This window comes from Pseudomonas sp. ICMP 460 (assembly GCF_002723595.1).
GTDB lineage: Bacteria > Pseudomonadota > Gammaproteobacteria > Pseudomonadales > Pseudomonadaceae > Aquipseudomonas > Aquipseudomonas kitaguniensis.
This window is the reverse complement of the sequence record NZ_LKBR01000015.1, coordinates 13,241-34,861: the sequence shown is the minus strand read 5'-3', so window position 1 is coordinate 34,861 and position 21,621 is coordinate 13,241. Positions and strand designations below refer to the sequence as shown.

15 protein-coding genes are annotated in these 21,621 nt (G+C 62.3%); 2 read left to right on the top strand and 13 right to left on the bottom strand.

The genetic code is table 11. The annotated features are described in order from the left end of the window. Window positions 1-5: 5 nt before the first annotated feature. Window positions 6-851 (bottom strand): iron uptake transporter permease EfeU, encoded by an 846-nt coding sequence (gene efeU, locus AO240_RS12900; protein ID WP_099236806.1) that lies wholly within the window; start codon window positions 849-851, stop codon window positions 6-8. Between the two features lie 167 nt (window positions 852-1,018). Here efeU and AO240_RS12895 point away from each other — a divergent pair, with 167 nt between their 5' ends. Further along, window positions 1,019-2,035 carry an AraC family transcriptional regulator gene (locus AO240_RS12895; protein ID WP_099236805.1) on the top strand — a complete coding sequence of 339 codons (1,017 nt, stop codon included), beginning with the start codon at window positions 1,019-1,021 and terminating at the stop codon, window positions 2,033-2,035. A gap of 475 nt (window positions 2,036-2,510) precedes the next feature. On the opposite strand, the gene AO240_RS12890 is transcribed toward AO240_RS12895, so the two are convergent. The 7 genes from AO240_RS12890 to AO240_RS12860 all read right to left on the bottom strand — a co-directional run bounded on the left by AO240_RS12890 (window position 2,511) and on the right by AO240_RS12860 (window position 13,315). Continuing rightward, window positions 2,511-3,926, bottom strand: a complete 1,416-nt coding sequence (locus AO240_RS12890; RefSeq protein WP_099236804.1) for an efflux transporter outer membrane subunit — start codon at window positions 3,924-3,926, stop codon at window positions 2,511-2,513. Next, the gene (locus AO240_RS12885; RefSeq protein WP_099236803.1) at window positions 3,923-7,102 is read right to left on the bottom strand and encodes an efflux RND transporter permease subunit; all 3,180 of its coding nucleotides are present in this window, start codon (window positions 7,100-7,102) and stop codon (window positions 3,923-3,925) included. Before AO240_RS12885 ends, AO240_RS12890 begins: the two co-directional genes overlap by 4 nt. Window positions 7,103-7,117: 15 nt before the next feature. Further along, complete coding sequence (gene mexE, locus AO240_RS12880; protein ID WP_099236802.1) at window positions 7,118-8,359, bottom strand: multidrug efflux RND transporter periplasmic adaptor subunit MexE; 1,242 nt, start codon at window positions 8,357-8,359, stop codon at window positions 7,118-7,120. A gap of 291 nt (window positions 8,360-8,650) precedes the next feature. Next, window positions 8,651-9,160 carry a response regulator gene (locus AO240_RS12875; RefSeq protein WP_099236801.1) on the bottom strand — a complete coding sequence of 170 codons (510 nt, stop codon included), beginning with the start codon at window positions 9,158-9,160 and terminating at the stop codon, window positions 8,651-8,653. Then, window positions 9,157-11,484, bottom strand: coding sequence for an ATP-binding protein (locus AO240_RS12870; RefSeq protein WP_099236800.1), 2,328 nt, complete (start codon window positions 11,482-11,484; stop codon window positions 9,157-9,159). The genes AO240_RS12875 and AO240_RS12870 overlap by 4 nt, the downstream gene beginning before the upstream one ends. Then, window positions 11,481-12,134, bottom strand: coding sequence for a response regulator transcription factor (locus AO240_RS12865; protein ID WP_099236799.1), 654 nt, complete (start codon window positions 12,132-12,134; stop codon window positions 11,481-11,483). Before AO240_RS12865 ends, AO240_RS12870 begins: the two co-directional genes overlap by 4 nt. Then, window positions 12,131-13,315: a sensor histidine kinase gene (locus tag AO240_RS12860; protein WP_099236798.1), complete on the bottom strand. Its 1,185-nt coding sequence runs from the start codon at window positions 13,313-13,315 to the stop codon at window positions 12,131-12,133. Before AO240_RS12860 ends, AO240_RS12865 begins: the two co-directional genes overlap by 4 nt. 174 nt (window positions 13,316-13,489) lie before the next feature. Here AO240_RS12860 and AO240_RS12855 point away from each other — a divergent pair, with 174 nt between their 5' ends. Next, window positions 13,490-14,008, top strand: a complete 519-nt coding sequence (locus tag AO240_RS12855) for an SgcJ/EcaC family oxidoreductase (RefSeq protein WP_099236797.1) — start codon at window positions 13,490-13,492, stop codon at window positions 14,006-14,008. A gap of 8 nt (window positions 14,009-14,016) precedes the next feature. Here AO240_RS12855 and AO240_RS12850 read toward each other — a convergent pair whose 3' ends face one another. From AO240_RS12850 to AO240_RS12830, 5 genes are all read right to left on the bottom strand, one after another. Further along, on the bottom strand, window positions 14,017-15,648 hold the full coding sequence (locus tag AO240_RS12850) for an ABC transporter ATP-binding protein (protein ID WP_099236796.1): 1,632 nt from the start codon (window positions 15,646-15,648) through the stop codon (window positions 14,017-14,019). Next, complete coding sequence (locus AO240_RS12845) at window positions 15,645-16,544, bottom strand: ABC transporter permease (protein WP_099236795.1); 900 nt, start codon at window positions 16,542-16,544, stop codon at window positions 15,645-15,647. The genes AO240_RS12850 and AO240_RS12845 overlap by 4 nt, the downstream gene beginning before the upstream one ends. 3 nt (window positions 16,545-16,547) lie before the next feature. Then, the gene (locus AO240_RS12840; RefSeq protein ID WP_099236794.1) at window positions 16,548-17,498 is read right to left on the bottom strand and encodes an ABC transporter permease; all 951 of its coding nucleotides are present in this window, start codon (window positions 17,496-17,498) and stop codon (window positions 16,548-16,550) included. Continuing rightward, window positions 17,495-19,105, bottom strand: coding sequence for an ABC transporter substrate-binding protein (locus AO240_RS12835; RefSeq protein ID WP_099236793.1), 1,611 nt, complete (start codon window positions 19,103-19,105; stop codon window positions 17,495-17,497). The genes AO240_RS12840 and AO240_RS12835 overlap by 4 nt, the downstream gene beginning before the upstream one ends. Window positions 19,106-19,167: 62 nt before the next feature. After that, the gene (locus AO240_RS12830; RefSeq protein ID WP_099236792.1) at window positions 19,168-21,594 is read right to left on the bottom strand and encodes a TonB-dependent siderophore receptor; all 2,427 of its coding nucleotides are present in this window, start codon (window positions 21,592-21,594) and stop codon (window positions 19,168-19,170) included. Between the last annotated feature and the right edge of the window lie 27 nt (window positions 21,595-21,621).

Genomic DNA, 21,621 nt, shown 5'->3' with positions numbered 1-21,621 from the left:
GGTCCTTACTGGCTGGAAACGGAAGAGGTTTTGGCGACGGGCTTGGCAGGGGCCGAGGGCATAAAGAACATCACCAGGGCCACTACCAGGTAAATCAGATAAGCGCCGAGCGTGCTCACGGTTGGGGCGTCCTGATAGCCGAACATCCCGGCCAGCACCGAACCCAACGGGCCGTCCATCGGCAGCGTCGCGCTGAAATCGAACAACACGGTTTGCCAGTGGTTCCACACGCCCGCTTCGTGCAGGGCTTGTACCGAGTTGGCGAGAATGCCGGCAGCCACCACCAGGATGAACAGGCCGGTCCAGCGAAAGAACGCGCCGAGGTTAAGGCGCATGCTGCCGGTGTAGATCAAAAAGCCTGTGATGATCGCCAAAATCAGGCCGAGCAGGGCGCCAATCGGCGCGCCCGGGCCTTCGCTTTGCTGGAACACCGCCAGTAGAAAAAACACCGTCTCCAGGCCTTCGCGCGCAACCGCGAAAAACACCATGGCGATCAGCGCGATCACTTGGTGTTTGGAGCCCGCCAAGGCGTGATCAAGTGATTCGTGCAAGGAATGCTTGATGGACCGCGCCACTTTGCGCATCCAGAACACCATGGAACTGAGGATGCCAACGGCCACCAGACCGACCACACCTTCGAACAGCTCTTGTTGTTTTTGCGGAAATTCAGCGCTGACCAGTTCCAGGCCACCGCCGACCAGCAGGGCCAGGGCGGCCGCCAGGAACACGCCGATCCACACGGCGGGCATCCACTGGCCACGGCCGGTTTGTTGCAGGTAACTGGCGATAATGCCGACGATCAGTGCAGCTTCAATGCCTTCGCGCAGCATGATTAAAAAAGGAACAAGCATTTGGCACCGCATCATGACGGGAGAGGATGCTAATTTGTAACATAATGATACTCATTACTAAACAGCCAATCTGCCTGTTTACTGAACTGCGCCTGAACGGTGGTGGCGAATTGCATAGCCGCTTATGATGCAAAACCTCTTTTACAGCGTTGATTAACCGACTTCCAATGGCGGAAAAAGACACCATCTCCATCCATCTTGTCCGTGAGGCTTTGCTGCAAAGCTGCGCGCCGGGGGAGGCCACGCTTGAAGCGTTGAGCAAAGTCGCAATCGACCCGGCGCTGCTGGCGCAGCCCGACGCCCGTGTGCCCGCCACCGCGTATGCGCGACTGTGGCGTTTGTTGGCGCGGCGCAGCGACGATGAGTTTTTCGGCATGGACCCGCGCAAGCTCAAGTCCGGCAGCCTGGAGTTCTTGTGCCGCGCGTGCATGGCGCAGCCACACCTGGGCGCCAGCCTGGAGACTGGTTTGGGGTTTCTGTCGTTGATGCTTGAGCATTTGCCCGCGCAGCTTGTGCGCCAGCAAAGCCTGGCAGAGATCGTGCTGTTGGAGCCAGCGCTTGAGCCCAAGCGGGCGTTTACCTATTTTACCTATTGGATGATCGTGCACGGCGTTGCCTGCTGGCTGGCGGGGCGGCGCATTCCGATTCTGGCGATAGAGCTGCGGTGCGCACAGCCGGATTTCTGCGACGACTACCGGGTGATGTTTTCCGACAACCTGCGCTTTGACCGGCCACGCACGCGCATGATCTTTTCCGCCGACTGCCTCGACCTGCCGGTCAAGCGCAGCCCCGAGGAACTCAAGCGTTTCCTGGCGCGCGCGCCGGCCAACATCCTGGTCAAATACCGCGACCCGGAAAGCCTGGCCACACGGATCAAGCACGACCTGCGCCAGATGCCTCCCGATAGCTGGCCAGAAACCGAGGGCCTGGCGGCCAGCCACTGCATCTCGGCGTCCACTCTGCGCCGCCGCCTGGCAGAAGAGGGGCAGACCTACCAAGGCCTCAAGGACAGCGTGCGCAAGGAGTTGGCGATTGTCTGGCTGGCTGAGCCGCAGATCAGTTTCGCCGAGATCGCAGCGCGGCTGGGGTTTGCGGATGCGAGTTCGTTTTACAAGGCGTTTCGTAAGTGGTCAGGGTCGAATCCCGGGCATTATAGGGGTTTGATTCTCGACGATGCGGGTTGAGTGTATGTCCGTTATTTGGGTGACGGATTATATCGGTTTCGCATTTACAGCGAGTCACTTTTGATAGAACCGGAAGCTGGCCCAGTCAAAAGTAACCAAAACGCTCTCGCCCCACCACTCGCATACACAGCAAATCTGCTTTCTGTGGGAGCGGGCTTGCTCGCGATGCAGGCACCTCGGTATATGAGGTACACCGAGTTGATGCCATCGCGAGCAAGCCCGCTCCCACAGTTGACTGCATTCTGCTTGGGAGATTGGGTCGGCTTTCGGGCCGCCTGCTTTTGATCGTGATCTTGATCTATCAAAAGTGCCCCGCCGCAAGGGCGGAATCATAAGCGGTCGTTACCAAAGAAACGTATACACAACACATACTCCAACCACCCCAAAAAACTCAAAAAAAAGCCCCGTGACCGAATGGACCACGGGGCTAAAAATTGGCTGGATGCGACCAACCAAAGGAGCGCTTTAAATCAAATCACTGGCTGCTTGCCACTACCGTGTTCGGCTGCCAGCCCCCACCGAGGGCCTTGTAAATCGCGACAATACCGCGGTACAAATCCACTTCGGCCTGCGCCTGCGAATCTTCGGCTGCCAAACGCTCACGTTGCGCATCCAGCAGCACCAGGAAGTCCACCGTGCCTTCGCGGTAGCGAATCGCGGCAAGGTCAGCCGCGGCGCGACTCGACTCACTCTGGCGTATCAACGAGACCAACCGCTGCTGGCGTTTGCCGTAATCACTGAAGGCATTTTCCGATTCTTCCAACGCCAGCAACACTTGCTGCTCATAGGTCGCCAGCGCGCCTTCCGCCTCGGCATTTGCACCGCGCAAACGCGCACGCACGCTGCCCAGGTCGAACGCGGCCCAGGTGATGCTCGGGCCGAGCGACCAGGCATTCGCTGCTGCTGAACCAATCTGTGAACCCCGCCCGGCGGTAAAGCCGAGGAAGCCGCTGAGGCTGACCCGTGGGAACAGGTCGGCCTTGGCCACGCCGATACGCGCGGTGGCGGCGGCCAGTTTGCGTTCGGCACTGAGAATGTCCGGGCGACGTTGCAGCAATTGCCCTGGATCGCCAATCGGCAATGCCTTGGCAATCGCCGGCAGGTCTTTGGGGCTCAGGTCGACGCTCAGTTTGTCGGGGCGCTGGCCGAGGAGGGTGGCGATGCGGTTGCGCTCGCGCACTTGCTCGGCTTGCAGTTGCGGCACGCTGGCTTCAACCGAAGCCAGGCGCGCATCGGCGCGTTCCACGTCGAGCTGATCACCCACGCCGGCATCGCGCAGGCTGACGGTGATGGTGCGCGATTCCTGTTGGTTCTTCAGGTTGTCGAGGGCGATGCGTTCACGCAGTTGTGCGCCGCGCAGTTGGCCGTAGGCGTCCACCAGCTCGGCAATCATGCTGACTTGCAACTGGTACAGGTCGGCTTCGGCGACCTGCTGGTCAGCGTCGCTGGCTTCGAGGTTGCGGCGTATGCGGCCGAACAAATCCAGTTCCCAGGCCATGTCGAGGCCCAAGTCATAACGCTCGCTGTTGACGCGCTGGGTGGTCTGGCCGGGAATCTGGCCCTTGCCCACTTCACTGCTGGCACGGCTGGTGACGACCGGCATGATGTCATTGGCGGCGTCATCGCGAATCGCGCGGGCCGCTCGCAGGCGGGCGAATGCCACGCGCAGGTCGCGGTTACCGTTCAACGACTGGGTGACCAACTGGTCGAGGGTAGGGTCCTCGAACTGCTGCCACCAAATGCCTTCGTACTTGGCATGGTCATAACTTTTGGTGTCGGCGGCGGCCGTGATGTTGGCCGCCTCAAGTTGTTCGGTTTTGTAGTCCGGGCCGACGGCACAGGCGCTCAACGCAAGTACCAGCAAGCTCGGCAGAAAGACTTTCACGCTCATTGCTGTGTCTCCAGCTTCAAGGCCTTGGCCGCTTTGCGCGCCTCTTGGCGCTCCACATAGCGACGGATCAGTACGTAGAACACTGGCGTCAGCAACAGCCCGAAGAAGGTCACCCCGATCATCCCGGAGAACACCGCCACGCCCATCGCATGGCGCATCTCGGCACCGGCACCGCTGGACAACACCAGCGGCACCACGCCCATGATGAAGGCGAACGAGGTCATCAGAATCGGCCGCAGACGCAAGCGGCAGGCTTCCAGTACTGCAGCCAGCGGGTCGAGACCTTCCTGTTGTTTATCCTTGGCGAACTCGACGATCAGAATCGCGTTCTTGCACGCCAGGCCCACCAGTACGATCAGGCCGATCTGGGTGAAGATGTTGTTGTCGCCACCCGAGATGATCACCCCGGTAATTGCCGACAGCAGCGTCATCGGTACGATCAGGATCACCGCCAGCGGCAGGCTCCAGCTTTCGTATTGGGCGGCGAGTACCAGGAACGCCAGCAGTACGCAGAGCGGGAACACGAACAGCGCGGTATTGCCCGAGAGGATTTGCTGATAGGTCAGGTCGGTCCACTCGTAGGTCATGCCGTTGGGCAGCTCATCCTTCAACAGTTTTTCGATCGCCACCTGCGCCTGGCCGGAACTGTAGCCCGGTGCGGCGTTGCCGTTGATCTCGGCGGTGATAAAGCCGTTGTAGTGCATCACGCGGTCCGGGCCGGAGGTCTCGCTGACCTTGATAAAGGTCGCCAGCGGGATCATCTCGCCTTTGTTGTTACGCACCTTCAACTGGCCGATCTGGTCCTGGTCCTGACGGAACTGTTGCTCAGCCTGCACGTTAACCTGATAGGTGCGGCCAAAACGGTTGAAGTCGTTGGCGTACAGCGAGCCCAGGTAGATCTGCAGGGTGTCGAAAATGTCGCTGATCGCCACGCCGTGAGTCTTGGCCTTTTCACGGTCAATCGCCGCATCAACCTGAGGCACGTTCACCGTGTAGCTGGTGAACAGGCCGAACAGCTCAGGCACGCCATGGCTTTTGGTAATGATGTTCTGGGTTTCTTTGTACAGCTCGTCGTAACCCAGGTTGCCACGGTCTTCGATCTGCAGGCGGAACCCGCCAATCGTACCCAGGCCTTGTACCGGCGGCGGTGGGAAGATCGCCATGTAGGCTTCCTGAATTTCGCTGTATTTGCCGTTCAAGGCACCGGCAATCGCACCTGCCGACATGCTCGCGTCTTTACGCTCATCGAAGGGCTTCAAGGTCACGAACACGATGCCGCTGTTCGGGCTGTTGGTGAAGCCGTTGATCGACAGGCCCGGGAACGCAATCGCGCTTTCGACGCCCGGCTGTTTCAAGGCGATGTCAGACATCTTCTTGATCACGTTTTCGGTACGGTCCAGGCTCGCAGCGTCCGGCAGTTGCGCAAACGCCACCAGGTATTGCTTGTCCTGGGCCGGTACGAAACCGGTAGGCGTGTGGGCAAAGCCGAAGAACGTCAGCACCATCAGGCCGCCATACACGAACAGCGCAATGCCACTGCCGCGAATCACTCGGCGCACAGTGCCGACATAGCCATGGCTGGCTTTTTCGAAAAAGCGGTTGAATGGACGGAACAACCAGCCGCCGAAAATCTTGTCGAGGAACTTCGAGAAACGATCCTTCGGCGCGTTATGCCCACGCAGCAACACGGCGGCCAGGGCCGGCGACAGCGTCAGCGAGTTGAAGGCCGAAATCACCGTCGAAATCGCAATGGTCAAGGCGAACTGCTTGTAGAACTGCCCGGTCAAGCCGCTGATAAAGGCGGCCGGGATGAACACCGCACACAGCACCAGCGCCGTGGCAATGATCGGCCCGGTCACTTCGCTCATGGCTTTTTCGGTGGCCTGGAACGGCTCCAGGCCCAGTTCGATGTTGCGCTCGACGTTCTCCACCACCACGATGGCGTCGTCCACCACGATACCAATCGCCAACACCAGCCCGAACAGCGACAGCGCGTTCAGCGAGAAGCCGAACATGTGCATCACCGCGAACGTACCGATCAACGACACCGGCACCGCCACCAACGGAATGATCGACGCGCGCCAGGTTTGCAGGAACAGGATAACGACCAGTACCACCAGAATCAGTGCTTCGAACAGTGTGTGAACCACTGCTTCGATAGAGCCGCGCACAAAGATCGTCGGGTCATAGGCGATGCGGTAATCCATGCCTTCCGGGAAGCTCTTTTTCAGCTCCGCCATCTTGCTGCGCACGTCATTGGAGATGTCGATGGCGTTGGAGCCGGGGCGCTGGAAGATCGGAATCGCCACCGCCGGCTGGTTGTCGATCAACGAGCGCAGGGCGTATTGGCTGGAACCCAGCTCGACCCGCGCGATGTCCTTGAGTCGCGTGATTTCGCCGTTCTCGCCGGAACGAATCACAATGTTCTCGAACTCTTCCTCGGTCACCAGGCGGCCCTGGGTATTCACCGACAACTGGAAGCTGGTGTCACTCGGCGCAGGCTGCGCGCCGAGGGCACCGGCCGCGACCTGGCGGTTCTGCTCGCGGATCGCCGTCACCACATCGGTGGCGGTGAGGTTGCGCGAGGCGGTTTTGTTCGGGTCCAGCCAAACGCGCAGGGAGTAATCGCCCATGCCGAATAACTGCACATCGCCCACGCCGCCAAGGCGCGCCAACTCATCTTTGATATTCAGAATCGCGTAGTTCGACAGGTAGAGCATGTCGTAGCGCTGATCCGGTGAGGTCAAGTGCACCACCATGGTCAGGTCGGGGGAGGCCTTGTCCACGGTGATACCGATACGCGTAACTTCTTCAGGCAGCTTTGGCTGAGTGCGCGTTACACGGTTTTGCACCTGCACCTGCGCGTTGTCCAGGTCGGTGCCGAGGGCAAAGGTAATGGTCAGCGTCAGTTTGCCGTCGGCGGTCGACTGCGAGGACATGTACAGCATGTTCTCGACGCCGGTAATCGCCTGCTCCAGCGGTGCAGCCACGGTTTCACCGATGACTTTGGGGTTGGCGCCCGGGAAGTTAGCGCGCACCACTACCGTCGGCGGCACCACTTCCGGGTATTCGCTGATCGGCAGTTGGAACAGCGAGATCGCGCCGGCGATCAGGATCAACAGCGAGAGCACCGCTGCGAAGATCGGCCGCGAAATGAAGAACTTGGAAAAATTCATCTGGAGTTGTATCCCTTAACCGCGTGGAGTCGCGCTGCTCGCAAGTTTTGGCGCGGTTTTATCCGGCGCCACTTGCTCCACGTTGCTGGCTTCAAGTGCTTGTCGTTGTTGGGCCAAGGCCGCCAGGGTTTCCTTGCTGGCCATCGGGATGGTTTCCGGGGCGACCGGCGACCCAGGGCGGGCACGCTGCAGGCCCTTGACGATAATCGTGTCGTCTTTATTCAGGCCGCTGCGCACGATGCGCAGCCCTTCGATCTTCGGCCCCAGTTCCACCGCGCGATAAGCCGGCTTGTCGCCGTCCATCACCAGTACGAATTTTTTGCCAAGGTCAGTACCGACCGCTTCGTCATTGATCAGCACGGCGGAGTAGGTGCCGCTGCCGACCAGTTTGAGGCGGGCATACAGGCCCGGCGTGTATTCGCCTTTGCTGTTATCGAACACCGCGCGACCACGGATGGTGCCGGTGGCCGGATTGACCTGGTTGTCGACGAAATTCATCTGGCCCAAGTGCGGGTTGCCGGTTTCATTCGACAGGCCCAGGTAAACCGGCGTGGTAGCACCACGGCGGCCTTGGCGGGCCAGTTCGGTGTACTTGAGGTACACACGTTCATCGGCGTCGAAGTAGGCGTAAACCTTGTCGGTGGAAACCACGCTGGTCAGCGCGGTCACATCGGCGGTCACCAGGTTGCCGGCGGTGATTTCGGCACGGCTGACGCGGCCGCTGATCGGCGAGGCCACACGGGTGAAGCTCAGGTTCAGCTTGGCCAGGTCCAACTGCGCCTGAATGCCCGCCACTGCGGCGCGGGCTTCCTGGGCGGCGGTGGTGCGCGAGTCGGCCAGTTCGGCGGAAATCGCGTTGCTCTGGCGCAGGCGGTCGCCGCGTTGCGCTTCGTTATCGCTGCGGCTGGCGGCGGCGCGGGTTTGCTGCAACTGCGCTTCAAGGCGACGTACTTCAGCCTGGAATGGGCGCGGGTCGATCTGGAACAACAGGTCGCCCTTCTTGACCAAAGCGCCTTCGGTAAAAGCGACTTGGTCAATCTGGCCAGAGACCCGTGGACGAATCTGCACGGTTTCGGGGGCTTCGAGGCGCCCGGTGAACTCGTCCCACTCGTTGACCGGTTGTTCGAGCACTTTGGCCACGCTGACTTTTGGTGCCGGCATGGCGGCCGCTTGATCCGGCGTCTTGCCGCACGCGCTCATCACCACCACGGCCAATATCGCCAGGGGCAAGCGCAAATGTTTGAGTGAGTGTTCCATGGGTGCATCCGCCAATGTATTTAAGATGGGCGGATCATGCGCGGCGAGGTGCTGTGTCACGAATCGAATGAGGCAAAGGTAACTATCATTCGGAATGATATAAGCGCGAGATTAGCCCTCTAGAATGCGGGTTTCGTTAGGGAGCTATCAATACGCTTGATGGCAAAGGACTGTTGCGCTGGTTGCAAGGAACACTCGCGCAGATAGTTTGTCAGGGTCTGTTCCCGCGTCCTCAGGCCGGCTAAAGCTTCACGCATCGCGCTGGCTGGAGACAGGTTTGCTGGTTCTGCGCTAGCAACGTCGAATAACCGGCGTGCCTGTCGGCACCTCGGCATTATACGCGGCGCCGGTCGCCCCGCGCCGGTGCAACAGCTCAATCTGATCCGCCGGCACCAGCGTGCGCAGGGTTTTGTAGAGCACGCGGGTTTCCAGCAGGTTCCACACGCGCAGCATGGTTTCCAGCGCGTCCAGCGGTTTGCTGATGAAGTCGCGGGCGCCGAGTGCCAGCGCGCGCAGGCGCGTGTCGCGGGTGGCGTCGGCGGTCAGCACCAGAATCGGCAAGTACTCGCCGTTGGGGATGCGCCGGTTGAGTTGCTCCAGCAGCGCAAAGCCGTCGAGTTCCGGCATGTGCAGGTCGAGAATCACCAAGTCCGGCTCGAAGCTGTTGAACAGTTCCAGGGTGCGCAACGGCTCGGTGCTGCTCAGTACGTTGGTCAGGCCCTCGCGCGCCAGCAGTTGCTCCACCAGGTCGAGGTTCGGGCGTTGGTCGTCAATGATCAGAATGCGCAGGTCGAGGTTCACACAGGCTCCGGAAAATACTGGTCGAGGTGGGCGAGAAACGCGGGCACGTTAATTGGCTTGTTCAACACGGCGGTCGCGCCCGCGTTGTGCAACGCCTCACGGGTGACGTCGCTGGCGTCGGCGGTGATCATCAGCACCGGTGTGGTGTGCGTCATCGTCAACCTGCGCAAGCGCTGCAGCACGGTCAAGCCGTCGATGTCGGGCAGTGACACGTCGAGTAGAATCAGTTGTGGCGCATGCTGTGCGGCGAGGTCCAGGCCGAGTTGGCCTTGCATGCTCGACAGCAGTTTTATCCCTGGCCGGCGCTGCAGCAAGGTTTCGATCAGCGCCAGGCTGGAGAGGTTGTCTTCGATATACAGCACCTTGCCGTAGATCGCGGGTGCCGTCACGGCCGGCGTTGTCGACGGCATCTCCACCACGGCAGCCGCCAGCCCATGCGGTGCCTGCACGTGCACGAACGGCAGTTCGAGGGTGAAGCGTGAGCCGACGCCGTGTTGGCTGTGCACGCTGAGGTGGCCGTGCATTTTTTCCAGCAGGCTTTTACTCAGCGCCAGGCCGAGGCCGCTGCCTTCTACGTTCGGGTCGGCGCCGAGGCGTTCGAACGGCTTGAACAGTTGCCCGAGCTTGTCGGCGGCGATGCCCTTGCCGGTGTCGCACACGGCCACCTGGATGCGTTGCCCATCGAGCGTGACCTCAATGCTGACCTGGCCTTGAGGCCGGTTGTATTTGATCGCGTTGGACAGCAGGTTGAGCAGCACTTGGGTCAGGCGTTGCCGGTCGGCAACGATGCCGATGTGCGCTGCCAGGGTTGGCAGCGGCTGCAACTGAATACCCGCGTCGGCGGCCATCGGTGAGACCAGCGCCAGGGCTTCTTGCAACGTGCCCGCCAGCGGCATCGGTTGAATGTTCAGCGGCAGGCGTCCGGCCTCGATCTTGGCAATGTCGAGGACTTCATTGATCAGCGTCAGCAGGTGCTGGCCGGCGCGCAGGATGTGACCGACGTGGGCTTTTTGCCCTGCCGCCGAGTCCATGTCCAGCAGTTGCGCAAAGCCCAGGATCGAGTTGAGCGGGGTGCGCAGCTCGTGGCTCATGCGTGACAAAAACTCGCTTTTCGCGCGGCTGGCGCGTTCGGCTTCCTCGCGCGCGGTGCCCAGTGCGATCTCCGCTGCGCGCCGGTCGGTGATGTCGCGGGTGATCTTCGAGAACCCGCGCAAGGCGCCGGTCGCGTCGAACTGCGCGGTGATCACCACGCTGGCCCAGAACCGCGTGCCATCCTGGCGGCAGCGCCAGCCTTCTTCCATGTAATGCCCGTTGCGGGTGGCTTCGTCCAGCGCCATCGCCGGGTGTTGCGGGCTTTCATCCGGCAGGTAGAACACCGAAAAATGCTGACCGATGATTTCTTGTTCGGTGTAGCCCTTGATCCGTTCGGCACCGGCATTCCAACTGGTGACATGGCCGCCGGTATCCAGCGCAAAGATGCCGTAGTCCTTGACCCCGTCGATGATCAGCCGCAAACGTTCTTCATTCTCGCGCAACGCACGCTCGCGCTCGGCCAACAGCACACCGGCTTCCACCAGGCGCGTGCCCAACTGGCCAATCTCGTCGTTCTCCGGCGGTTGCGGCTGCAACGGTTGACCGAGGGCCAGGCGTTGCGCGTTGCCTTGCACCTGTTGCACCCGCGCAACGATGCCCTTGGACAGAAACAGCACCGCGACAATCGCCCCAAACAGGCCGCAGATGGCCGCCAGCCAGGTCGACAATAACAGCCGCTGGCGAGTTTCGGACGCCGCCGAGGTGCGCTCGGCGAGCAACGAATCCTCAAGGGTGAGCATGGTGCCGATGTGTTGGCGCAAGGCATCGAGGATGTATTTGTTGTTGACCAGAATCTGCGTAAGCGTGTCAGCGGGTGTGGTCGGGTCGCTGAGCATGTCTTCCAGCCCATCGATTTTGTTGTTGATCAGTGGCGTGATCAACGCGAGCTGTTCGCGCACGCGCGAATCGCGAACATCGCGGTCGAGTCGGCGCAGGGCCGATTCAATCTGCGGCTTGGCATTGAGGTAACCCGGCAGGAAGTCCTCGCGGCGCGTCAGCAGGTAGCCGCGCACGCTGGCGGCCGCCTCGGCGAGCAGGGTGTGCACCGCGCGAATATCGCCTTGCACGCGCAGCACGCGGCGCACGTCCTCTTCCGCACGCGCGGTTTGGCGTTCGGTGATGTAGATCAGCACCAGCGACAACAACAGCACCACCAGCGGCAGTGAAATCACCACCAGCGCCTTGCCGCGCAAGGGCAGGTCGGCCCAGCGTTTCGCGTAAAACAGCTTCATGCTTGCGTCACCAGGCCCAACGCGATGCCACGCACGGCGGCCTGGGTGCGGTCGGCTGCACCGAGTTTGCCAATCACCCGTTCTACATGGGCTTTAGCGGTGCCGGTGGTGATGCCCAGTTGTTCGCCTATTTCGCGGTTGCTTTTGCCGTTCGCCACCAGCCCAAGCACCTGGCGTTCGCGTGGGGTGAGATGTTCGGTCGGGGTAGCGCCCGCAGCGCTGCGCTCGGTCATACGCCGCAGCAGCCGCGCGCTGACCGCAGTGTTCAGCGCTTCTTCACCGGCAGCGACGCGTTGCAGCGCACCGATCACTTCATCGCGGCTGGCGTCTTTGAGCAAGTAGCCGACGGCACCGGCATTCATCGCCGCTTCCAGGTGATCGACGCTGTCGTCCATGGTGAATATCACCACCTTGATCGCCGGCAAGCGTTGTTGCAGCAGGCGCGCGGCGCCGAGGCCATTGAGCACCGGCATACGAATGTCGAGGATGACGATGTCAGGCAACAATTGCTCGCAAAGGTCGACCGCTTGCTGACCATCGCGCGCTTGGCCGACCACTTCAAACTGCGGATGACCGGCCAGCAATGCAACAAAACCGGTGCGCGTGACTTCATGATCATCCGCCAGTACCAAGCGTAATACGCCGTTCATTGCGCTGTTCCATTGAGAAGGGCAGGCACGCGAGCGTGCAGGTGGGCGCCGCGACCGAGCGCGCTGCTGCAACTGAGCCGCCCACCGAGCAGGCTGGCGCGCTCGTGCATGGTCGCCAGGCCGAGGTGCTGGGCGTCTTCAGTGCCGGGGTGCTGGTCGCGGGCAAAGCCTTGGCCGTTGTCGATGACGCGCAGCGAGGCCTCGTCGTCGTGCAGTTCCAGAGCCAGTTGCACGTGGCTGGCCTGCGCGTGCTTGAGGACATTGTTGATCGCTTCCTGGCCGATCCTGAACAAGGCGATTTCCACTTGGCTGGGCAAACGCCCTTCGTAGGCGAGGGTCCATTGCACGCCGACGCCAGCGTCACGCAGGCGGTCGGCTTCTTTGTCGAGCGCTTTGAATAAACCGAAGTCATCCAGCACGGTCGGGCGCAGGCCGGCGATCAGTTGTCGGCCTTCACCGACGGAGTGCTGGGCGAGGCTCAGAATCGCCTGCAAGTCTGCGTTGAGGGTGCCCGGCAGTGTCGGGCAACGGCCGGCAAACCCTTGCAGGCGTTGATGCAACCCGGCGAGGGTTTGCGCCAGGCCGTCGTGCAGGTCGTAGGCCACGCGTTTACGCTCGTCTTCCTGCGCGCGAAGCAAGCGGTTGACCAGGTCGGAGAGCGTTCTGTCGCGCGTTTGCAGGGTGCCGAGCAAGCGATTGTTTTCCAGGTGTGCGGCCAGCAGCGTGGCGAGCAATTGCAACGATTCACTGTCTTCATGCTCTGGCGCGCGCAAGCTCACGCTGTTGCCCAGCACCAGTACGCCAAAGGCCTCGCCGTCGCCGCCGCGCAACGGCACTTGCAACACGCTGGGCAGGGCGCTTCCCGGCAGCTCCAGCCAGCACGGTGCGCGCAGTCTGCGGTCAGCGATGGCGCCGAGGCTGTTCAGCCGCTCCTGGCTGCCATGGTGGGCGGTCGCTGTGGCGGTGCCTTCGGCGTCCCACTCCTGAATCAGCCCGTGGTCCATCGCGAGGAACGCGCACGCCCGCGCCAGCGCGCACTCGCGCATGGCGTTTGGGGCCAATTGCGCGAGCGCCTGCCCGGTGTCGACCAACAGCCGTAAACGCGCGGTGCGACTTTCGGATTGTCGATAGTGCGCGCGGATAGCCAAGGCACTACCGGGATCGTGTGGCGTGTTTTGCATGCGTAGGCTCCGGTGCAGGCACAGGCTCGCGGGCGCGAGGCAGGCTATTAAACCTCGCCGGGCGGGTTGCGCGCCATCTGCCAAATGGCATAGTTAAATGACTCCGGTTGGCCGATGCCGGGGGCTGGGCAGGTTGGCAAAGTGGGCTCAACGACCACCCCAGGAGTCACCGCAATGAACTTCAAAGCCACTTCATTCGCGCTGTTGTTTGCATTGAGCGTACCGTTTGTTCAGGCCGCCGAGACAGCACCGTATGTCTACCGCGAGGTAGCCCAGGCACAGGCGAATGTGCAGGACCGCGAGGTTGCAGGGTTGTTTGACCGCTGGAACCGCGCGTTGCAGAGCGGTAACGTCGACACGGTGGTCGACTTGTATGCACCGAACGCGGTGCTGCAGCCGACCGTGTCGAACCAGGTGCGCACCACCCGTGAGCAGATCGAAAACTACTTTGAGCACTTCCTGACGCTTAAGCCGGTCGGCCAGATCAATTACCGCGAGATCCGCCGCCTGGGCAGTAACGTGGCGATGGACAGCGGGGTCTACACCTTCACGCTGACCGAGCCAAACGGCCAGACGCGCCAGGTGCAGGCGCGCTACAGCTTTATCTACGAGCTGGTGGCTGGCGAATGGAAAATCCTCAACCATCACTCCTCGGCGATGCCTGAAGTGCAGGTCAAACACGCCCAGCGCTGACGGTGTGGTTACGCAGCGCTTGCCGTCAGCTGCCGGCCAGGGATGGCGGCAATCAATTCACGTGTGTATTCGCTGGCCGGCCGGTTGAATATCTGCTCCACCGAACCCTGCTCGATCACTCGGCCATTGCGCAGCACCAGCACCTCATGCGCGAAGTTGGCGACCACCGACAAGTCGTGGGACACCAGCACATAAGCAATGCCCATCTCGCGTTGCAGCTCTTCCAGCAGGTCGAGAATGTGCGCCTGTACCGACACATCCAAAGCGCTGACCGGCTCGTCGAGCAGCAACAGATCGGGTTTCAACGCCAGCGCACGCGCAATGGCAACGCGTTGGCACTGGCCGCCAGAGAGCTCACGCGGCAAGCGATCCAGGTAACTGACCGGCAGGTGCACGCGGCTGATCAGCTCGCGCGCGGCCTGTTCCAGGGCCGGGCCTTTGAGCAAGCCGAACGACACCAGCGGCTCAACGATGCTGTCAAACACGCTGAAGCGCGGGTCGAGCGCGGCGAACGGGTTTTGCTGCACCAGTTGCAGGCGTTGGCGCAGCGGGCGGAATTCGCGCCAACTGAGCTCGGTAACGTCCTGTTGTTCGAACCAGACCCGCCCGTGAGTCGGTTTTTCCAGGCCCAACGCAATACGCAGCGCGGTGCTCTTGCCCGAGCCGGACTCGCCGACGATGGCCAGGGTTTGGCCGGGGTAAACCTGCAGGTTGAGGTCTTCCAGGGCCACGAACGTTGCGTCTTCGCCCTTGACCTTGGGCAGCGCGAACGTCTTGCCGAGGTTTTGCAGGCGCAGAATCGGTGTGCGCGCCGGCTCAAGGTTGACCCGCGGCTCGCGGCGTTTGGCGAACGCAGGCGCGGCGGCGATCAGCGCACGGGTGTAGTCGTGTTGCGGCGCCACCAAAATCTGCCGTGGCGGGCCTTGCTCGACCACCTGACCTTGCTGCATCACCAGCACACGGTCGGCGCGGTCGGTGGCCACGCCCAAGTCATGGGTGATGATCAACAGGGAAATCCCGCGTTCACTGACCAGGCGCTGCAAGTGGTCGAGGATCTTGCGTTGCACGGTGACGTCCAAGGCGCTGGTCGGCTCGTCAGCGATGATCAGGCGTGGGTTGCCGGCCAGCGCGATGGCGATCAGCACGCGCTGGCGCATGCCGCCCGAGAGCTCATGCGGGTATTGGCGGGCGCGCAGCACCGGCTTGTCGATGCCCACCTGTTGCAGCAACTCGACGATGTCGGCGTCGATGCCGGGGCAGCGCTTGCCCTTGGCCAGCACCAGCGCTTCGGCAATTTGCTGGCCGATGCGCAAGGTCGGGTTGAGGCTGACCATTGGGTCCTGCGGCACCAGGCCGATGGTGCGGCCGCGCAGCGCACGTTTCTGGCGTTCGTTGGCCTGCGTGATGTCGTTGCCGTCGACCCACAATTGGCCGGCGCTGATCTGCGCGGTGTCCGGTAGCAGGCCGAGAATCGCATTCGCCAGCGTTGATTTGCCTGAGCCGGACTCGCCGACAATCGCCAGCGTTTCGCCTTGCGCAATCGAAAACGACAACGCTCGCACGGCCTGGTTGGTGTGCCCGCCGCTGCGGTAGGTAACGCTGAGTTGACGCACATCGACCAACAGATTATTCACGCTCATCGCTGGATCTCCTCGAAGGTGCGGGCGATATGGTTGAGGCTGAACACCACGGCGACCAGGAACAGGCCGGGCAGCAGCGAAACCCACGGCGCGGTGATTAGAAAGTGGCGGCCGTTGGCGATCAAGGTGCCCCATTCCGCGGCCGGTGGAGCCGCGCCGAAACCGAGAAAACTCAGGCCCGCGGTGGCGAGGATTGCGGCGCCGAAATCGAGTGTCGCCAACACCGCCACCGGGCCCCAGGCGTTGGGCAGGATATGCCGCAGCAAGGTGCGCGCCCAGCTCGCGCCGCCCAATCGGGCGGCTTCGACGTAGGGCAAGGTCTTGACCCGCAGCACTTCGGCGCGCGTGGTGCGCGCGAACCCCGGAATGATGCCGATGCCCACGGCGACGGCCACCGGCACAGTGCCGAAGCCGATGGCTGTGACAATCGCCAGGGCCAACAACAGGCCGGGCAGGGCGAGCAGCACGTCGACAAAACGCATGATCACCGCATCGATTCGCCCGCCGGCAAACCCGGACAAAATGCCCAGCCCGAGCCCGCCGACCAGCGCGATACCGACCGCGAGGAAGGCTGCGAGTACCGACAGGCTGGCGCCGTAGACCACTCGGGTAAACAGGTCGCGGCCCAGCTCATCGGTGCCGAACCAATGGCTCAGGCTGGGTGGTGTGAGTTTGGCGGCGGGCGCAGTGGCGTAAGGGTCGAAACTGCTCAGCCACTGTGGCGCAATCGCCGACACCAGCGCAAAACACACGATCAGCGCCGCCAGGGTAAACCCCGGCCGCCGCAATAACGGCAATACCACTGAGGCTGCGCGTTGCAGGCGAGTGCGGCGGCGCCACACGCCGGGGCTGGCGGGGAGGCTTGTACGGCCGAGGTTCTGCTCAAGAACAGTCATGGTCTAAGACACCTTTGGCGTGTGTGAGATGCGCGGGTCGAGCCACGGGTAAAGCAGGTCGACCAGCAGGTTCACCAGTACAAATGCCGCCGCCGACACCGCGACGATCGCCAGCACCACCGGAATGTCCTGGCGCAACACCGCTTCCTGGGCCAGGCGGCCAATGCCGGAGCGAGCAAAAATGGTTTCCACCAGCACCGCGCCGGACACCGTATTGCCCACCTGCAAACCGATCAGCGTGAGGATCGGCAGCGCGGCGTTCTTGAACCCGTGGCGAGCCTGCACCTGGCCACGGCTGAGGCCCTTGGCGTAGGCGGTGATGATGTAAGACTCTTTCCACACGCCCTGAAAACTGCGTTGCAACACCTGCGCGTAGACCGCGGCACTCGGAATCGCCAGGGTGATCGCCGGCAGGACCAGGCTTTCAATGCCCCGGCTGCCGGTGGCGGGGAACCAGCCAAGGCCAAAGGCAAACACTTGAATCAGCAGCAGGCCCATCCAGAACACCGGCACCGAAAAGCCCAGCGACGGCAGGCGCGCCAGTGCTTTTTTCAACGGCTGCCAGCGAATGTAGGCGGTCAGGCAGGCCAGGCCGATGCCGCCGACCAGCGACAGCACGATGGCCAGCCCGGCCAACGACAAGGTCTGCGGCAGGCGCTCGGCAAGCAGCTCGGCCACCGGGCGATTGAGCGAAAGCGATTGCCCGAAGTCACCGCGCAACGCGCCCAGCAGCAGGTCGATGTATTGCTCGAACAGGCCTTTGTCCAGGCCGTAGTAAGCGCGCGCCTTGGCCAGGTCGGCGGGCGACAACGCATCGGCTTCCATGCCCGAGGCACTGAGCATGATCGACAAGGTGTCGCCCGGCAGCAGGTAGAGGATGAAGTAGGTGATGCTGTAGGCGCCCCATAACACCAACAGCGCCTGGCCGACACGGCCGATCAGGTAACGGCTCATGGCGCGGCGATCTCGATGTCACCGAGCAGCGCGAAGCCCTCGGCAGTCCAGCGGAAGTTTTTCACCTTGGCCGACGTCGCGGCCTGCCACACGCGCTCATACACCGGGAACGCCGAGGCCTCATCAATCAGCAAGTCCTGCAGCTCGCCGTAAGCCGCCGCGCGCTGTTGGCTTTGGGTCGCGGTGATACCGGCATCGAACAAACCTTTGGCTTTTTCCAGCACCGCTGGTTCGTAGAGGTTGGTCGCCAGGGTCGAGCTGTTGGCGGTGCGTGGATCCAGGATGGTTTGCAGGATGATCGGGTCGGCGCGGGTCATGTAGTTGATCGTCAGGTCATAGTTGCCGGCGGAGTTGTTGGCGACCCATTCGGCGCGTGTCACCACGCTGAGTTTGAGCGCGATACCGACCTTGCGCAGTTGGTCTTGAAGCAGCACGTCACCGGCAGTTTCCGCAGGGCTGATGTTGTAGCTGAGGCTGAGGCGCTTGCCGTTCTTCTGCCGATAGCCGTCGGCAGCTTTGGCCCAGCCGGCCTGATCGAGCAGGCGCTCTGCACCTGCCGGGTCAAACGCCAACTTGCTGCCCTGGCTTTTGAAGTAGGGCGTGGTCACATCGAAGATGCCGTCTACCACCGGGAACTCGGCGTTGTACACGGTGCTGGCGTAACTGGTGCGGTCGATGGCCTTTTGCAGCGCCAGGCGCACTTGCTTGTCGGCCAGCGGGCGGTCGCCACGGGTGTTGGGGTAGAGGTTCAAGGCCGGTCCCGGCAGCGAGCGGCTCTGGAGGGTCGCGCCTTTGGACTGGAACAATTTCAGGTCAACCTCCGAGAACGGGTTGCGCGGCCACAGAATGTCGGCCTTGCCTTGCAGGAACAGACCGTTGCGCACGCTCTCTTCGGGGATGTAGCTGATGTCCACGGCATCAACGTGTGCTTCGCCCTGGTTGTGCATATTCGCCGAGGCCCAGGCATAACCCTTGCGCTTGGTCAGGTGCGCGCCGACTTCCGGCGTGTAGCTTTGCAGCACAAATGGCCCGGTGCCGATGATCTTGCCCAGCGAGCGCTGCTTGGCGCTCAGCGCATACGAGGCGGGCGCCAGAATCGCCAGGTTGGTGGTGGACGTGGCCTGCAGGAACCCGGCGTTGGGCTTGGCGAGCACCAATTTGACGGTGAAGTCATCGACCACTTCGGCGTGGTCATAGCCCGCCAGGTACGTCGCGCCGAACGTCGCCGGCAACTCGGCGGCAAAGGCCTTGTCGCTGTCGAACGCGGTTTTCACCGCGTTGGCATCAAAGCGCTCGCCGTTGCTGAAGGTCACGTTATTGCGCAGGTGGAAGGTGTAGGTCAGCGCATCGTCACTGACCTCCCAACGCTCGGCCAGCCATGGAATGATCTTGCCCGTGGCAGGATCCTGGTCGGTCAGCGATTCGGCGACATTGCGCAGCAACACGCGGTGTTCGAGCCAGTACACCTGAAACGGATCAAGGCTGACCAACGTGGTGTTGTCGCCGAAGAAGGCAATGTTCAAGGTCTTGGCGGCCGTGTCGGTGGACGACGGTGAGCACGCGGCAAGGCTTAACGCCAAGGCACCAGGGGCGAGCAGACGGCGCATCAAGTGGGAGGTGTTCAATGGGGTGCCCTCGTGTGGCGATTCGGGTGCATGTAAGGTGTGGATCAGAAGTCGTAGGCGAGCTTGGTGTACCAGTAGCCGCCGCCGGGGTAGAACGGCGCGTTGCCGTAAGGCGCCAGGCCCAGGTTGCTGTACACCGCGTGGCGGTCGGGGCGGACGTTGAAGAGGTTGGTGCCGCCGACGCTGACGGTCAGGTGATCGACGAAGGTGTAGCTGACGTCGAGGTCGGTGATCCATTTGGCACCGAAGCTGCGGTCACCGCTGGGGTTGACGGCCAAGGTCTTGACCGCGCCGTAGCGGCTGGTTTGCAGGTTGACCGCGAGGTCCTCGACCTTCCAGTTGGCGCCCAGAATCCATTTGGTCTTGGGTGAGGCTTCAGTCAGGTCGCCCTCGCGGTCACGGCCGACCAGGGTTACGCCGGAACTGGCGAGCGCCGCCGGGGTGTCGCGGCTGTCTTCGACGGTGGTTTTGTTCCAGTTAAAGCCCAGGCTCCAGCGCACCTCGCCGAAGGCCGCCAGCGGCGTGGTGTGGTCGGCAACCACATCGAGGCCGCGGGTGCGGGTGTCGAAGGCGTTGGTGTAATAGTTGACCCACGTACCGGTAGGGATGCCTTGCGCGGCAAGAATGCCGTTGATGACGCCGTTGCCTTGGTCATACAGGTTGCTGGTCAGCGCGATGCGGTCATCAATGTCGATCAGGTAAGCGTCGGCGGTGATGCTGGTGCGCGGCGCCGGTTGCCAGGTCAAACCCAAGCCCAGGTTGCGTGACTTTTCCGGCTTTAAATCATCACCGCCCAGGGCTTTGGCGAGGTTGCTGCCGGAAGGCGTCAGGCGTGTGACGGCCGGCACCACGTTGCCATTCACGTCGACGGCCACCCGGTTGTCCGCCACCGTGTAGCCAATCTGGGTCAGCGACGGCGCGCGAAAGCCGGTGCCTACGGTGCCGCGCACGGCCACGCTGTCGGTGAGTTCGTAGCGCGAATTGACCTTGAGCCCAAAGGTATTACCGGAATCATCGTCGTAATGTTCGACGCGCCCGGCCACGTCGAGGAACCAGCGCTCGGTCAAATCAAACCCGAGGTCCAGGTAGCCCGCATAGTTGTTGCGGATCAGGCTGACTTCGTCCTCCGGACGAATCGTCACCGCCGCCTGCGCGCCCGAGGCGGCAGGGTAGGTGCCGGTGATGTAGGCCTCGGGGTCGCCGGCAAAGGTGCTGAAATGCTCCCAGCGATGTTCCAGGCCAGCCGACACCTGCACCGGCGAGGTCAGGTTGAACAGGCTGTCGTAGCGGCGCGTGAAGTCGAGGTTATTCACCCATTGTTCAAAGCGGAAGGTGGCGAGGTTATCGAATTTGGTCGGTGACGCGGTGCCCAGCGACGGATTGATGTTGAGGTCGCTTGAGTGGTGAACATTATTGCGCCCGTAGGTGCTGCTGAGGTCCCAGTTCCACTCGGCGAGCAAGCCCTTGCCGCCGAACAGCAACTGGTAATCGCGGTCCTTGATGTTGTTCAGCGGGTAATAACCGTCCGGGAACACTTGCGGCACCGCCGCGCTGCCGGTGGGCAGGCGGAAGTAGTTGGCGGCCTCGGCATCGCGCTCGCCGTAGGTGCTGAACGAATACAGCGTGAGGTCTTCGAGTGGCAGCTCGGCGTTATAGCCGAGGTTGAAGGCCTTGAGGTCGGGGTCGCCGTTTTTGATCGCAACCCGGTCCCATGCCGCCTCCCTGGCCGGGTCGTTGAACGCGCGCACGCTGCTGTCGGCCTTGTCGTTCCAGGCCGCTTCGCCGCGTTTGCGCGCATCGGCGGAGAAGTGAAAGAAGCCGCTTTGGCCAAGTTTGAAGCCCTGGTCGCCGGCCACCTTGATGGTTTCGCCCTGGCCGGAAAATAACTGGCCATAGCTGGTTTCCAGGTGCCCGCCGTTGTCGCTGGACTTGAGGATGATGTTGATCACCCCGGCCACCGCGTCCGAACCGTACTGTGCGGCAGCGCTGTCTTTAAGCACTTCGATGTGGTCGACCGCACTGACCGGGATCAGGTCGATGTCCACCGCATTCGCGCCGCTGTTGTCGATCGAGCCGCGTTGGCCGGTTGCACCGTTGTGGCGGCGTTTGCCATTGACCAGCACCAGCGTGTACGCCGGGCCGAGGCTGCGGTTGCTCAGCGGGCGCGTTACCGAGTTGTAGCCTGCGATATTGGTGCCGAAATTAAATGAGGGCAGCAGTTTTGCAATCGCCTCGGACAGCTCGGCGCGCCCGGTCTTGAGCAGTTGTTCGTTGTTGATCACGTCAATCGGCGCCGGGCTGTTGGCCACGGTGCGTTCCTGGCCACGCAAGCCGGTGGAAATCACCGTGACGGTGTTGAGCTGGGTATCATCAGCCTTGGCATACGTCGGCGCCGCCGCGAGCAGCAGTGAACTGGTTAACAGTGACAGGTGAAACTTTTTGCTCGGTAGCGCGGTGGCAATGTCTGGCATGTCGGAAATAGTCCATTAAGCCCGGCA